This window comes from Halomonas tibetensis (assembly GCF_042643535.1).
GTDB lineage: Bacteria > Pseudomonadota > Gammaproteobacteria > Pseudomonadales > Halomonadaceae > Halomonas > Halomonas tibetensis.
On the sequence record NZ_JBHRSQ010000039.1, the window covers coordinates 62,938 to 76,631 of the forward strand.

Annotated in this window: 25 protein-coding genes; all 25 read right to left on the reverse strand. The window is 59.5% G+C overall.

The window, feature by feature from the left end; all coding sequences use genetic code 11:
- Positions 1–2: 2 nt before the first annotated feature.
- Positions 3–185: a 50S ribosomal protein L30 gene (gene rpmD, locus ACFODV_RS16050; protein WP_379761246.1), complete on the reverse strand. Its 183-nt coding sequence runs from the start codon at positions 183–185 to the stop codon at positions 3–5.
- A gap of 5 nt (positions 186–190) precedes the next feature.
- The gene (gene rpsE, locus ACFODV_RS16055) at positions 191–691 is read right to left on the reverse strand and encodes a 30S ribosomal protein S5 (protein ID WP_290906758.1); all 501 of its coding nucleotides are present in this window, start codon (positions 689–691) and stop codon (positions 191–193) included.
- Positions 692–702: 11 nt separating this feature from the next.
- Complete coding sequence (rplR, locus tag ACFODV_RS16060) at positions 703–1,053, reverse strand: 50S ribosomal protein L18 (RefSeq protein WP_379761248.1); 351 nt, start codon at positions 1,051–1,053, stop codon at positions 703–705.
- Between the two features lie 9 nt (positions 1,054–1,062).
- Positions 1,063–1,593 (reverse strand): 50S ribosomal protein L6, encoded by a 531-nt coding sequence (gene rplF, locus ACFODV_RS16065; RefSeq protein WP_379761250.1) that lies wholly within the window; start codon positions 1,591–1,593, stop codon positions 1,063–1,065.
- Positions 1,594–1,602: 9 nt separating this feature from the next.
- Positions 1,603–1,995 carry a 30S ribosomal protein S8 gene (gene rpsH / locus ACFODV_RS16070; protein ID WP_379761252.1) on the reverse strand — a complete coding sequence of 131 codons (393 nt, stop codon included), beginning with the start codon at positions 1,993–1,995 and terminating at the stop codon, positions 1,603–1,605.
- 29 nt (positions 1,996–2,024) lie between these two features.
- A complete protein-coding gene (rpsN, locus tag ACFODV_RS16075) occupies positions 2,025–2,330 on the reverse strand; it encodes a 30S ribosomal protein S14 (protein WP_290906761.1) in 306 nt (101 codons plus the stop codon).
- 10 nt (positions 2,331–2,340) lie between these two features.
- The gene (gene rplE / locus ACFODV_RS16080) at positions 2,341–2,880 is read right to left on the reverse strand and encodes a 50S ribosomal protein L5 (protein ID WP_379761254.1); all 540 of its coding nucleotides are present in this window, start codon (positions 2,878–2,880) and stop codon (positions 2,341–2,343) included.
- An 18-nt stretch (positions 2,881–2,898) separates the two neighbouring features.
- Positions 2,899–3,216, reverse strand: coding sequence for a 50S ribosomal protein L24 (rplX, locus tag ACFODV_RS16085; RefSeq protein ID WP_379761256.1), 318 nt, complete (start codon positions 3,214–3,216; stop codon positions 2,899–2,901).
- A 14-nt stretch (positions 3,217–3,230) separates the two neighbouring features.
- Positions 3,231–3,602, reverse strand: coding sequence for a 50S ribosomal protein L14 (gene rplN / locus ACFODV_RS16090; RefSeq protein WP_023007542.1), 372 nt, complete (start codon positions 3,600–3,602; stop codon positions 3,231–3,233).
- Between the two features lie 52 nt (positions 3,603–3,654).
- Positions 3,655–3,915, reverse strand: a complete 261-nt coding sequence (rpsQ, locus tag ACFODV_RS16095) for a 30S ribosomal protein S17 (RefSeq protein WP_379761258.1) — start codon at positions 3,913–3,915, stop codon at positions 3,655–3,657.
- Between the two features lies 1 nt (position 3,916).
- Positions 3,917–4,108 carry a 50S ribosomal protein L29 gene (gene rpmC, locus ACFODV_RS16100; protein WP_290906765.1) on the reverse strand — a complete coding sequence of 64 codons (192 nt, stop codon included), beginning with the start codon at positions 4,106–4,108 and terminating at the stop codon, positions 3,917–3,919.
- Positions 4,108–4,521: a 50S ribosomal protein L16 gene (gene rplP, locus ACFODV_RS16105; RefSeq protein WP_290798441.1), complete on the reverse strand. Its 414-nt coding sequence runs from the start codon at positions 4,519–4,521 to the stop codon at positions 4,108–4,110. Before rplP ends, rpmC begins: the two co-directional genes overlap by 1 nt.
- Before the next feature lie 15 nt (positions 4,522–4,536).
- Complete coding sequence (rpsC, locus tag ACFODV_RS16110; RefSeq protein ID WP_379761261.1) at positions 4,537–5,235, reverse strand: 30S ribosomal protein S3; 699 nt, start codon at positions 5,233–5,235, stop codon at positions 4,537–4,539.
- 11 nt (positions 5,236–5,246) lie between these two features.
- Positions 5,247–5,579 (reverse strand): 50S ribosomal protein L22, encoded by a 333-nt coding sequence (gene rplV, locus ACFODV_RS16115; RefSeq protein WP_010626471.1) that lies wholly within the window; start codon positions 5,577–5,579, stop codon positions 5,247–5,249.
- Positions 5,580–5,597: 18 nt separating this feature from the next.
- Positions 5,598–5,873 (reverse strand): 30S ribosomal protein S19, encoded by a 276-nt coding sequence (gene rpsS, locus ACFODV_RS16120; RefSeq protein WP_379761263.1) that lies wholly within the window; start codon positions 5,871–5,873, stop codon positions 5,598–5,600.
- A gap of 33 nt (positions 5,874–5,906) precedes the next feature.
- Entirely contained in the window at positions 5,907–6,737 is an 831-nt protein-coding gene (gene rplB / locus ACFODV_RS16125; RefSeq protein ID WP_379761265.1) for a 50S ribosomal protein L2, read from the reverse strand.
- Between the two features lie 17 nt (positions 6,738–6,754).
- Positions 6,755–7,051, reverse strand: a complete 297-nt coding sequence (gene rplW, locus ACFODV_RS16130; protein ID WP_379761266.1) for a 50S ribosomal protein L23 — start codon at positions 7,049–7,051, stop codon at positions 6,755–6,757.
- Positions 7,048–7,653 (reverse strand): 50S ribosomal protein L4, encoded by a 606-nt coding sequence (gene rplD / locus ACFODV_RS16135; RefSeq protein WP_379761268.1) that lies wholly within the window; start codon positions 7,651–7,653, stop codon positions 7,048–7,050. The genes rplW and rplD overlap by 4 nt, the downstream gene beginning before the upstream one ends.
- Before the next feature lie 15 nt (positions 7,654–7,668).
- On the reverse strand, positions 7,669–8,307 hold the full coding sequence (gene rplC / locus ACFODV_RS16140; protein ID WP_379761270.1) for a 50S ribosomal protein L3: 639 nt from the start codon (positions 8,305–8,307) through the stop codon (positions 7,669–7,671).
- A 161-nt stretch (positions 8,308–8,468) separates the two neighbouring features.
- Positions 8,469–8,780, reverse strand: coding sequence for a 30S ribosomal protein S10 (rpsJ, locus tag ACFODV_RS16145; protein ID WP_021819602.1), 312 nt, complete (start codon positions 8,778–8,780; stop codon positions 8,469–8,471).
- A 161-nt stretch (positions 8,781–8,941) separates the two neighbouring features.
- The gene (gene tuf, locus ACFODV_RS16150; protein ID WP_379761272.1) at positions 8,942–10,135 is read right to left on the reverse strand and encodes an elongation factor Tu; all 1,194 of its coding nucleotides are present in this window, start codon (positions 10,133–10,135) and stop codon (positions 8,942–8,944) included.
- A 29-nt stretch (positions 10,136–10,164) separates the two neighbouring features.
- Positions 10,165–12,285, reverse strand: coding sequence for an elongation factor G (fusA, locus tag ACFODV_RS16155; protein ID WP_379761274.1), 2,121 nt, complete (start codon positions 12,283–12,285; stop codon positions 10,165–10,167).
- A 45-nt stretch (positions 12,286–12,330) separates the two neighbouring features.
- The gene (gene rpsG, locus ACFODV_RS16160) at positions 12,331–12,801 is read right to left on the reverse strand and encodes a 30S ribosomal protein S7 (RefSeq protein WP_290784803.1); all 471 of its coding nucleotides are present in this window, start codon (positions 12,799–12,801) and stop codon (positions 12,331–12,333) included.
- 131 nt (positions 12,802–12,932) lie between these two features.
- Positions 12,933–13,307 (reverse strand): 30S ribosomal protein S12, encoded by a 375-nt coding sequence (gene rpsL, locus ACFODV_RS16165; protein WP_305797444.1) that lies wholly within the window; start codon positions 13,305–13,307, stop codon positions 12,933–12,935.
- Between the two features lie 157 nt (positions 13,308–13,464).
- Positions 13,465–13,694, reverse strand: a 230-nt coding sequence (locus tag ACFODV_RS16170) for a hypothetical protein (RefSeq protein ID WP_379761276.1), incomplete at its 5' end; no start/stop codon positions are given.

Below are 13,694 nucleotides of genomic sequence, written 5' to 3' on the forward strand. Positions count from 1 at the left end.
GATTACTCTCCCTCAACACGCACAAGGTAGGTCACCTTGTGGATCATGCCGCGTACGGCAGGGGTGTCTTCCAGTTCAACCGTATGACCGATGCGGCGCAGCCCAAGACCCTTCATGGTGGCCTTGTGCGTGGGCAAAATGCCGATGGTACTGCGGGTCTGGGTAACCTTGAGTGTTGCTGTCATGGTATTTACCCCGTGATCGCTTCGACAGACAGACCGCGTTTCGCGGCAATGTCTTCCGGCGCTTGCATGGCAGTGAGACCCCTGACGGTAGCCCGCACCACGTTCACCGGATTGGTGGAACCGTAGCACTTGGCCAGGACGTCATGGACACCTGCCAACTCGAGCACGGAGCGCATGGCGCCGCCGGCGATGATGCCGGTACCCTCGGAAGCAGGCTGCATGTACACCTTGGAGGCACCATGACGGGCCTTGACCGGGTACTGCAGAGTGCCGCCCGCGAGGTTGACCTTGACCATATTGCGGCGAGCCTGGTCCATCGCCTTCTGGATCGCGACCGGCACTTCACGCGCCTTGCCACGACCAAAGCCGACTCGGCCCTTGCCATCACCAACGACGGTCAGGGCGGTGAAACCGAAAATACGGCCCCCCTTGACTACCTTGGCAACACGGTTGACCTGTACCAGTTTTTCCTGGAGGTCGCCGCTTTGCTGTTCGTTCTTCGCCATCGTAAAACCCTTTAGAATTCCAGGCCGCCTTCACGAGCGGCGTCGGCCAGGGCCTTAACGCGCCCGTGGTACTTGAAACCGGCACGATCGAAGGCTACCTGGGAGATGCCTGCTTCCTTGGCGCGCTCGGCAATCAGGGCGCCCACCTTGGCGGCGGCGTCAGCATTGCCGGTCGCACCCTCACGGAGATCCTTGTCCAGCGTGGAAGCGCTGGCGAGGACCTTACCACCATCCGGCGAGATGATCTGCGCGTAGATGTGGCGAGGAGTACGGTTGACACACAGGCGATACACGCCCAGCTCGCGGATCTTGGCGCGAGCACGGCGGGCACGACGGAGACGAGATTCTTTCTTCGCGTTCATAACCCTGCCTTACTTCTTCTTGGCTTCTTTGCGACGCACCTGCTCGTCGGCGTACCGAACACCCTTGCCCTTATAGGGCTCAGGGGGACGGAAGGCGCGGATTTCCGCGGCAACCTGGCCGAGCATCTGCTTGTCCGCGCTCTTGAGCACGATCTGGGTGTTCTTCGGCGTTTCCGCAAAGACACCCTCAGGCAGCGTATATTCGACCGGGTGCGAGAAGCCCAGTGACAGATTGAGCGTCTGGCCCTTAGCCTGGGCACGATAACCGACGCCGATGATTTCGAGGGACTTGGTGAAGCCTTCGCTCACGCCAGTGACCAGGTTTTGGACCAGGGCACGGGTGGTGCCGGACATGGCCCAGCTCTTGGCGGCCTCGCTCGGCGCGAAGGTCAACTGACCCTCTTCCTGACCAATCACCACATCGGGGTGGATGGACAGGGACAACGTACCTTGACCGCCTTTGACGGTCAGCTGGTCACCGTCGAGCTTAATCTCGACGCCAGCAGGTACTTTTACCGGATATTTGGCTACGCGGGACATTCCAAACTCCTAGAATACGGTGCAGAGGACTTCGCCACCGACACCGGCCTTGCGAGCCGCGCGATCGGTCATCACCCCGTTAGAGGTGGTGACGATAGCGATACCCAGACCATCGGCGACCTTCGGCAGCCCATCCTTGCCCTTGTACTGGCGCAGGGACGGCTTGGAAACTCGCTGGATGTGCTCGATGACCGGTTTTCCTTCGAAATACTTGAGGATCACCGTCAGCTCGGGCTTGGCAGCCTCGGACACCGCGAAGTCGTTAATGTAACCCTCTTCCTTCAATACGCGGGCCACTTCGATCTTCAGCTTGGAGGACGGCATGGTGACCGTCTCCTTGGTGGCCATCTGCGCATTGCGGATACGGGTGAACATATCCGCCAGAGTGTCTTGCATGCTCATTTATGTTGCGCTCCTGATTCTCGCGTGGCTCACCAGCTGGACTTCTTCAGTCCAGGGACGTCACCACGCATGGCGGCTTCGCGAAGCTTGTTGCGGCCGAGGCCGAACTTGTTGTAGTAGCCGTGCGGACGGCCGGTGATGCGGCAGCGGTTACGCTGGCGCACCGGGCTGGAGTCGCGCGGCAGCTGCTGCAGCTTCAGCGTGGCCTCGAAGCGCTCTTCATCAGAAGTGTTTACGTCCTGGATGATCGCCTTGAGCTCGGCACGCCTGGCGGCAAACTTCGCCACCAGTTTTGTGCGCTTGAGCTCACGCTCTACCATGCTTTTCTTTGCCATGATCCCACCCTTATTTCTTGAACGGAAAGTTCAGCGCGCTCAACAGCGCACGACCTTCATCATCGGTTTTGGCGGTGGTAGTGATGGTGACATCCAGGCCACGAATCCGATCGATCTTATCATACTCGATCTCCGGAAAAATGATCTGCTCACGCACCCCCATGGAGTAGTTGCCACGACCGTCGAAGGACTTCGGGTTGAGACCACGGAAGTCACGAACGCGGGGGATTGCGATGTTCACCAGGCGATCGAGGAAATCCCACATGCGCTCGGAGCGCAGGGTTACCTTGATACCGATCGGCCAGCCTTCACGCACCTTGAAGCCCGCGATGGACTTGCGTGCCTTGGTCACCATCGGCTTTTGACCCGAAAGTTTCTCCAGGTCACCGATGGCATTGTCGATCAGCTTCTTATCGCTGGTCGCTTCGCCGATACCCATATTCAAAGTCACCTTGGTGACCCGCGGCACCTGCATCACGTTGGCGTAGCTGAACTGCTCTTTGAGTTGAGCCACCACCTCGTTCTGATAACGTTCTTTCAAGTTCGCCATTTTGCTACCCGACTCGCGTTAGGCGTCGATCTGCGTCTGCGTCGACTTGTAGATACGTACCTTGGTACCGTCTTCCATTATCTGGAAGCCGACGCGATCCGCCTTACCGGTCTCCGAATTGAAGATGGCTACGTTGGACACGTGAATCGGAGCCTCGCGCTCGACGATACCGCCCTGGTTGCCCGCCATGGGATTGGGCTTGGTGTGACGCTTCATCATGTTCACACCGGACACAACATAGCGATCGTCCTTGAGGACTCGCTTTACCGTGCCACGTTTGCCCTTATCCTTGCCGGCGATGACGACGACTTCGTCGTCACGTTTGATTTTTTGCATATCCGCCTTGCTCCTTACAGCACTTCAGGCGCCAAGGAAATGATCTTCATGAACTTTTCATTGCGAAGCTCACGAGTCACCGGCCCGAAAATACGGGTACCGATCGGCTGTTCGTTGGTGTTGTTCAACAGAACAGCCGCATTTCCATCGAAGCGGATCAGCGAACCGTCGGGACGACGGACGCCGCTACGGGTGCGAACTACCACCGCTTTGAGGACTTGGCCCTTCTTGACCTTGCCACGCGGAATGGCTTCCTTAACCGTGACCTTAATGACATCACCAACATGTGCGTAGCGACGGTGTGAACCGCCCAGCACCTTGATGCATTGCACCCGGCGCGCTCCGCTGTTGTCGGCGACATCCAGCATTGTCTGAGTCTGAATCATCGGTTTTCTCCAAACCTAATCTGACTGCACTGGTTTGACAGGCGTGAGCCAATCAGCCCTTGGCCTGCTCAACCACCTCGACCAACATCCAGGACTTTGTCTTGGACAGCGGACGGCACTCCTGCAAGGAGACCGTATCGCCGGCCTTGGCCTGGTTCGCCTCGTCATGGGCGTGCAGCTTGGTGGAGCGCTTGACGTACTTGCCGTAGATCGGATGGCGCACGCGCCGCTCGATCATGACGACGATGGATTTGTCCATCTTGTCGCTCACCACTTTTCCGGTAAGCGTACGGGCTTTCTTTTCTTCGACCATCTCAGTCACCTGCCTTCTCGTTGAGCACAGTCTTCACCCGGGCGATGTCCCGACGAACCTGCTTGAGCAGATGAGTCTGGCTGAGCTGACCGGTGGCCTTCTGCATGCGCAGGTTGAACTGCTCGCGGAGGAGTTCGAGAAGCTGACTTTTCAGCTCATCGACTGATTTTTCACGGATTTCCTGGGCTTTCATCACATCACCGTCCGTTTCACAAAGGTGGTGGACAAGGGCATCTTCTGGGCCGCCAAAGTGAAGGCTTCACGAGCCAGCTCTTCGGAGACGCCTTCGATTTCATACAGGACCCGACCAGGCTGGATCTGTGCGACCCAGTACTCGACGGAGCCCTTACCCTTACCCATACGGACTTCGAGTGGCTTCTTGGAAATCGGCTTGTCCGGGAACACGCGGATCCAGATTTTCCCGCCACGCTTGACGTGACGGCTGATCGCACGACGGCCGGCCTCGATCTGGCGCGCAGTAATGCGGCCGCGACCGGTAGCCTTGAGGCCGTATTCCCCGAAGCTGATCTTGCTTCCGCGATGCGCCAGGCCACGGTTACGGCCTTTTTGCATCTTCCGGAATTTCATACGCTTGGGTTGTAACATCGACTCGCTCTCCCCTTACCTGGAACCTTTCTTCTTGGAGGGCGCTGCCTGAGGCTGCTTAGCCTTGGCGCGGACCTCCTCGATGCCCCCGAGGATTTCACCCTTGAAGACCCAAACCTTGACACCGATGATGCCGTAGGTGGTCTTGGCCTCAAAGGCGGCGTAGTCAATGTCCGCACGCAGGGTGTGCAGCGGAACACGACCTTCCCGGTACCACTCGGTGCGGGCAATTTCCGCGCCACCCAGGCGACCGGATAGCTGCACCTTGATGCCGCCAGCGCCCAGACGCATGGCGTTCTGTACCGCACGCTTCATGGCGCGACGGAACATGACGCGGCGCTCAAGCTGACCGGCGATATTCTGGGCCACGAGCATGGCGTCAAGCTCGGGCTTCCGAACTTCCTCGATGTTGACATGCACAGGCACGCCCATCATCGCGGTGACGTCACGTCGCAGACGATCAACATCTTCGCCTTTCTTGCCAATCACAATGCCTGGACGGGCAGTGTGAATGGTGATGCGCGCGTTGTTGGCAGGACGCTCGATAGTGATGCGGCTAACGGAAGCGTTTTTGAGTCGCTCCACAAGAAAGCTGCGCACTTCGAGATCGCTGTTGAGCTTATCGGCATAGGCGCCGCGCTCGGCGTACCAGACTGAGGTATGGTCTTTGACAATACCCAGCCGTATGCCTGTCGGATGTACTTTCTGACCCATCTGGTCGACTCCTACTTCTCGGCTACCTTGACGGTGATGTGGCAGGTGCGCTTCAAGATACGATCTGCGCGGCCCTTGGCACGCGGCTTGATACGCTTGAGCGTCATGCCCTCATCGACGCAGATGGTCGAGACACGCAGCTCGTCGATATCCATGCCGTTGTTTTCTTCCGCATTCGCAATGGCGGACTGCAGCACCTTCTTGACCAGCTTGGCAGCCTTCTTCGGGGAGAAGGTCAGCAGGTCCAGCGCCTCGGCGACCGGTTTACCGCGCACCTGGTCAGCCACCAAACGGGCCTTCTGGGCGGATAAACGAGCGCCACGCAGCTTAGCTGTGACTTCCATCTCTCAATCCTCTCTGGCTTACCGTTTGGCTTTCTTGTCCGCCGCATGACCGCGATAAGTGCGGGTAGCAGCGAATTCGCCCAGCTTGTGGCCAACCATTTCCTCGGCGACGTGCACCGGGATGTGCTGGCGACCGTTATGGACCGCAATGGTGAGCCCGACCATGTTGGGCAGGATCATGGAACGACGCGACCAGGTCTTGATCGGTTTGCGATCGTTCTTCTCCACTGCAGCCTCAACCTTCTTCAACAGATGAAGGTCAATGAAGGGACCTTTCTTCAGTGAACGTGGCACAGCCGTTACCTCTTAAAGTCTTGGCGTTTTCAATCAGTTCCGGGCCTTGCGGCGACGGATGATCAGCTTGTCGGTGCGCTTGTTCTTGCGAGTCTTGTGGCCCTTGGTGGGGATACCCCACGGAGACACCGGATGACGACCACCGCTGGTGCGGCCTTCGCCGCCGCCGTGCGGGTGATCTACCGGGTTCATCGCCACACCGCGAACAGTCGGACGTACACCTCTCCAGCGCTTCGCACCGGCCTTGCCAAGCTGACGCAGGCTGTGCTCGGAGTTGCTCACTTCCCCCAGGGTCGCGCGGCATTCGCTTAACACCTTACGCATCTCGCCGGAGCGCAAACGCAGGGTGGCATAGCTGCCTTCACGGGCCACTAGCTGGGCGCTGGTGCCGGCACTGCGAGCGATTTGAGCGCCCTTGCCGGGCTTGAGCTCGATGCAGTGCACGGTAGAACCCAGCGGAATGTTACGCAGCGAAAGGGTGTTGCCCTTCTTGATCGCTGCGTTGACGCCGGACTCGATCTTGTCACCCGCACTCACGCCCTTGGGAGCGATAATGTAGCGGCGCTCGCCGTCCAGATATTTCAGCAGCGCGATGTTGGCGCTACGGTTTGGATCATACTCAATCCGCTCAACGACGGCCGGAATGCCATCCTTGGTACGCTTGAAGTCAATGATCCGATAGTGCTGACGGTGACCACCACCCACGTGACGCGTGGTGATACGACCGTTGTTGTTGCGACCACCGCTGCGCGACTGCTTTTCTACAAGCGCCGCGAAGGGCTTACCCTTATGCAACTCGTCGTTCACGACCTTGACAAGGTGGCGACGACCGGCAGATGTGGGTTTAGTCTTAACGATTGCCATTGTCCGTACTCCTGCCCTTATTCGGCGCCAGAGAAGTCTTCAAGGGTTTCGCCGGCGGCCAGTGATACATAGGCCTTGCGATACCCCTTGCGGTGACCCAGACCTTGCGCAGTGCGCTTGGTCTTGCCCTTGACGTTCAGCGTCTGAACGCCCTCGACCTTCTTGCCGAACAGAGCCTCGACAGCCTTCTTGATCTCGGGCTTGGTCGCGTCGCTGGCCACCTTGAACACGTACTGGTTGCGTTCGGCAGCCATAGCGGCCTTCTCGGTCACGTGCGGACCCAGCAGGACCTTAAATACACGCTCCTGGTTCATGCCAGCTTCTCCTCGAATTTACGCAGGGCGGAGACGGTGACCAGCACCTTATCGAAGGCGACCAGACTCACCGGGTCAGCGGCGGCAACGTCCACCACATCCACGTTAGGAATGTTGCGGGCGGCCAGATAGAGCTTCTCGTCGACTTCTTCGGTGACGATCAGCACTCTCTCAAGACCCAGCTCGCTGAGCTTGGCAACAAGCTCCTTGGTCTTCGGCGCTTCAACGGTGATCTCCTCGACGGCCACCAGACGCTCCTGACGCACAAGCTCGGAGAGAATGGAGCGCATCGCCGCGCGGTACATCTTGCGGTTGACCTTCTGCGAGTGGTCCTGGGGACGCGCTGCAAAGGTCACACCGCCACTGCGCCACAGCGGAGAGCGGATGGTACCGGCGCGAGCGCGACCGGTGCCTTTTTGACGCCACGGCTTCTTACCGCCGCCACGCACATCGGAACGGTTCTTCTGAGCACGAGTCCCCTGACGACCACCGGCCAGATAGGCGGTGACAACCTGGTGCACCAGTGCTTCATTGAATTCTTTGCCAAAGGTAACGTCGGACACTTCGACGGTGCCCGCCCCGGCTGCAAGATTCAGATTCATCGGTCTCTATCCCCTTCAGCCAGCTTTCACGGCGGTACGCACGACGACGTCACTACCGGTAGCACCGGGAACGGCGCCCTTGACCAGCAGCAGATTGCGTTCGGTGTCGACACGCACGACTTCGAGGCTTTGGACAGTGCAACGGACGTTGCCCATCTGGCCGGCCATTTTCTTGCCCTTGAACACACGACCAGGGGTCTGGCACATGCCGATGGAGCCCGGCGCGCGGTGAGAAAGGGAGTTGCCGTGGGTCATGTCCTGGGTGCGGAAGTTCCAGCGCTTGACTGCGCCCTGGAAGCCCTTGCCCTTGGAGGTACCGGTCACGTCAATCTTCTGACCAGCTTCAAAGAGGGATACGGTGAATTCGCCGCCCACTTCCGGAGCTTCGTCGCCTTCTGACAGGCGGAACTCCATCAATGACCGGCCAGCCTCTACACCCGCCTTGGCGTACTGACCCGCCTGGGCTTTAGTGAGATGCTTGGCTTTGCGAGAGCCGGCTGTCACCTGAACCGCCGCGTAACCGTCATTTTCGACGGTCTTGACGCGAGTGATGCGGTTGGGAGCAACCTCGATCACGGTTACGGGCACAGAAGCACCATCTTCGGCAAAGACACGGGTCATCCCGGCCTTTTTACCGACTAAACCGATAGTCATACTCAGTCTCCTTTAGTGTACGGGGCTATCACCCGCTATGGCTGCCCTTTCCAGAGCATTCCACTAGCACGTTGTATGGCGCCTCACGGCGCGGCGGCTGCTGCTAAAGCCAACTCTTTAAAAGAGGCGATGAGCGCTGGGCCGCAAGTGTCTAGGTGGAATCAGTCGAGCTTGATCTGCACGTCAACGCCAGCGGCGAGGTCGAGCTTCATCAGTGCGTCAACGGTCTTTTCCGTGGGTTCGACGATGTCGAGCACACGCTTGTGGGTACGAATCTCGTATTGATCTCGCGCGTCCTTGTTGACGTGCGGTGAGATCAGTACGGTGTACCGCTCGCGGTTTGTCGGCAAAGGAATCGGACCACGAACCTGGGCGCCGGTACGCTTGGCGGTTTCTACGATCTCCGCGGCGGACTGGTCGATCAGGCGATGGTCAAAGGCCTTCAACCTAATGCGAATCTTCTGGTTCTGCATTTGCCCTTCACTCCAATGGATCTCGACGGCGCGAGCCGTCAACCCACGCATTCAAAGGATGCGCATTATATGTGCGCCACGGGCAAGTGTCAAACACTCTCCGCGCTGCGCAGAAAGGGGGCTCCTGACGGAGCCCCCTTCGATCATCGGTCGGCCGAAGCTTACTGAACGATCTTGGCCACGACGCCGGCACCGACGGTACGGCCGCCTTCACGGATAGCGAAGCGCAGACCTTCGTCCATGGCGATCGGGGCAATCAGGGTAACAACCATCTTGACGTTATCGCCCGGCATGACCATCTCGACACCTTCCGGCAGTTCACAAGTACCGGTGACATCAGTGGTACGGAAGTAGAACTGCGGACGGTAGCCCTTGAAGAAGGGAGTGTGACGACCACCCTCTTCCTTGGACAGCACGTAGACTTCGGCTTCGAAGACAGTGTGCGGGTTGATGGAGCCCGGCTTGGCCAGCACCTGGCCACGCTCGACGTCATCACGCTTGGTGCCACGCAGCAGAGCGCCGACGTTCTCACCGGCACGACCTTCGTCGAGCAGCTTGCGGAACATCTCGACACCGGTAACGGTGGTCTTCGTGGTATCACGAATACCGACGATCTCGATCTCTTCGCCAGCCTTGACGATGCCACGCTCGATACGGCCGGTTACCACGGTACCGCGGCCAGAGATAGAGAACACGTCCTCGATCGGCATCAGGAACGGCTGGTCGATGGCACGCTCCGGCTCCGGGATGTAATCGTCAAGAGCCTTGATCAGGTTGGCAACGGCAGTGGTACCCATGCCGTTGTCGTCCTTGCCTTCCAGCGCCATCAGCGCAGAACCGGTGATGATCGGTGTGTCGTCACCCGGGAAGTCGTACTGGTCGAGAAGCTCACGCACTTCCATTTCGACCAGCTCGAGGAGCTCCTCGTCATCGACCATGTCGGCCTTGTTAAGGAACACGACGATGTACGGCACGCCGACCTGACGCGACAGCAGGATGTGCTCGCGGGTCTGCGGCATGGGGCCGTCGGCGGCGGACACAACCAGGATAGCGCCATCCATCTGGGCGGCACCGGTGATCATGTTCTTGACGTAGTCGGCGTGACCCGGGCAGTCCACGTGCGCGTAGTGACGCGTCTCGGACTGATATTCCACGTGCGAGGTGGCGATTGTGATACCGCGCTCACGCTCTTCCGGGGCGTTGTCGATCGCGTCGAACTCGCTCCAGCTACCGCCGAATACCTCGGCAGAGACGCGGGTCAGAGCCGCTGTCAGCGTGGTCTTGCCGTGGTCGACGTGACCGATGGTGCCGACGTTGACGTGCGGTTTGGAACGCTCAAATTTTTCCTTAGCCACTGCTATAACCTCTTTACGTTAGCTAACGGTTAACCGTTTTGGTTGATGACGGCTTCAACGACGCTGGACGGCGCCTCTTCGTAATCCGCAAACTCCATGACGTAGCTTGCGCGGCCCTGGGTCTGAGAACGCAGATCGGTCGCGTAACCGAACATCTCAGCCAACGGAACCCGAGCACGGATGATCTTGCCCATTGAGGAATCATCCATGCCCTCTACCAGGCCACGACGACGGTTCAGGTCGCCCATGACATCACCCATGTAGTCTTCGGGGGTGACGACCTCAACCTTCATCACCGGCTCCAGCAGCACGGCCTTGGCCTTCTTGGCGCCTTCCTTGACGGCCATGGAAGAGGCAACCTTGAACGCGGTCTCGTTCGAGTCCACGTCATGGTAGGAACCGTCGAACAGCGTAACCTTGACGTCGATCATCGGGTAGCCCGCGATGACACCGTTCTTCAGCTGCTCGTAGGCCCCTTTCTCGACGGCCGGCACGTATTCCTTGGGAACCACACCGCCGACGACCTCGGAAGCAAATTTGAAGTGCATGTCTTCATCTTCGCCCTTGTCTTCCTTGGTGAGCGGTTCGATGCGAAGCCAGACATGGCCGTACTGGCCGCGACCGCCGGACTGACGCACGAACTTGCCTTCCTGCTCTACCTTGCCGCGGATGGTCTCGCGGTAGGCCACCTGCGGCTTGCCGATGTTGGCCTCGACCTTGAACTCGCGACGCATGCGGTCGACAAGGATATCCAGGTGGAGCTCGCCCATGCCGGAGATGATGGTCTGGCCAGTCTCTTCGTCGGTGCGGACCTGGAAAGACGGATCTTCCTGGGCCAGCTTGCCCAGCGCCACGCCCATTTTTTCCTGGTCGGCCTTGGACTTCGGCTCCACGGCCACGGAGATGACCGGATCCGGGAACTCCATGCGCTCCAGAACGATCTTGTCGGTCAGATCGCAGAGAGTGTCACCGGTGGTGACGTCCTTGAGGCCGATACAGGCCGCGATGTCGCCGGCTCGCACTTCCTTGATCTCTTCGCGGGAGTTGGCGTGCATCTGGACGATACGACCGACACGCTCTTTCTTGCTCTTGACCGAGTTGAAGACGCCGTCACCGGAGTTCAGCACCCCGGAATAAACGCGAATAAACGTCAGGGTGCCGACGAAGGGGTCGGTGGCGATCTTGAACGCCAGGGCGGCAAAGGGTGCGCTGTCGTCGGCCTCGCGGGTAGCGACGGTGCCATCCCGGTCGTCGAGCTCACCTTCAATGGCCTTGACTTCGGTCGGGGACGGCATGTACTCGATAACGCCATCCAGCACTGCCTGAACGCCCTTGTTCTTGAACGCAGAGCCGCAGGTGACCAGCACGATCTCGTTCGCCAAGGTACGGCGACGCAGACCTGCCTTGATCTCCTCGATGGTCAGCTCCTCACCCTCGAGGTACTTGTCCATCAGCTCTTCGGATGCCTCGGCGGCGGCCTCGACCATTTCCTCGCGATACTTCTCGGCAGTCTCCTGGAGCTCGGCCGGGATATCCACAAGGTCGTAGGTCATGCCCAGGCTTTCTTCGTCCCAGAGGATGGCCTTCATCTGGATCAGGTCGATAACGCCCTTGAAGTCTTCCTCGGTGCCCCAGTTGATCTGGATCGGCACCGCGTTGGCGCCCAGGCGGTCCTTGAGCTGATCGACCACCATAAAGAAGTCGGCGCCGGTGCGGTCCATCTTGTTGACGAACACCATCCGCGGCACTTCATACTTGTTGGCCTGGCGCCAGACGGTCTCGGTTTGCGGCTGCACACCGGAAGAACCGCACAGCACCACCACGGCACCGTCGAGAACACGCAGGGAACGTTCGACTTCAATGGTGAAGTCCACGTGCCCAGGGGTGTCGATGATGTTGATGCGGTGCTCAGGGAACTGCTTGTTCATGCCCTGCCAGAAACAGGTGGTAGCCGCGGAGGTGATGGTAATGCCACGCTCCTGCTCCTGCTCCATCCAGTCCATGGTAGCGGCACCGTCGTGCACTTCACCCACCTTGTGGGAGAGGCCGGTATAGAACAGCACGCGCTCTGTCGTGGTGGTCTTGCCGGCATCGACGTGGGCGACGATTCCGATATTGCGATAGCGATTTAGTGGAGTCTTGCGAGCCACGGTGGAACTCCCCGTTGGTTGGCGATGCGTTGAGAAGCGCTGCCCTTAGAAGCGATAGTGCGAGAAGGCCTTGTTGGCTTCTGCCATGCGGTGCACGTCTTCACGCTTCTTGACCGCGGAGCCCTTGCCTTCGGCTGCGTCCAGCATCTCACCCGCCAATCGCTGCACCATGGTCTTTTCACCACGACGTCGAGCGGCATCAACCAGCCAGCGCATGGCAAGCGCTTGGCGACGAGAGGGACGAACTTCCACCGGCACCTGATAGGTCGCACCGCCGACGCGGCGAGACTTCACTTCGACCATGGGCTGAATGGTTTCCAGCGCTTTGTCGAAGATCTCCAGCGGGTCTTCATTACTGCGCTCGGCAACCTTGTCCAGCGCACCGTAGACGATACGCTCAGCTACGGACTTCTTACCGCCGAACATCAGGTGGTTCATGAACTTCGCAAGACGCTCGCTTCCAAATTTGGGATCCGGAAGGATCTCGCGTTTTGCCGCAATTCTTCTTCTAGGCATGATAAGCCCTCTGTTGAAGGGTCCTTCAGGTAAACCCGGAACTCACGCTCGATTGTCTTGAGGCGGCGCCGCCCGACCTTACTCTTATCAGACCGATATCGATTCTGGGTGTTGGTACGTGCCGAGGCCGATCAGGCCTTGGGACGCTTGGCACCATACTTGGAACGGCCCTGCTTGCGGTTCTGCACGCCAGAGGTGTCCAGGGCGCCACGCACGGTGTGATAGCGCACACCGGGAAGGTCCTTGACACGACCACCGCGAATCAGGACCACAGAGTGCTCCTGGAGGTTGTGGCCTTCACCGCCGATATAAGAAGACACCTCGAAGCCGTTGGTCAGGCGCACGCGGCAGACCTTACGCAGGGCCGAGTTCGGCTTCTTCGGGGTGGTGGTGTAGACGCGGGTGCAAACACCGCGCTTCTGCGGACAGGCCTGCAGCGCCGGCACGTCACTCTTGGTGACAGGGCGCTTGCGCGGCTTGCGCACGAGCTGATTGATTGTTGCCATGGGTAGTAGCTGACTCCAATGGGTTGCCTTGGCCTTTTCAGCGGATGCGGGCGTACCCACCCCACTGTTAAAGGCTGCGCATTCTAATAGCTGACCCTGGGCCCCGTCAAGACCAATGCTCCGCCCGCGTGGGCGGAGCATTGATGCCGGGACGGGGTCAGAGTTCTTCGTCGCCGGAATCAAGCGCGGTAAGCTGGGCGCCCAGTTCCTGCTCGACGTCGTACGCCGACGGCGCCGGCGGACGCTCGGGGCCTTCACGCCGGCGGCGACGCTCCTCATGGTGGGCAAGGCCGGTACCGGCCGGGATCAAACGACCCACCACCACGTTCTCTTTCAGACCGCGCAGGTAATCGCGCTTGCCGGTTACCGCTGCCTCGGTCAGTACCC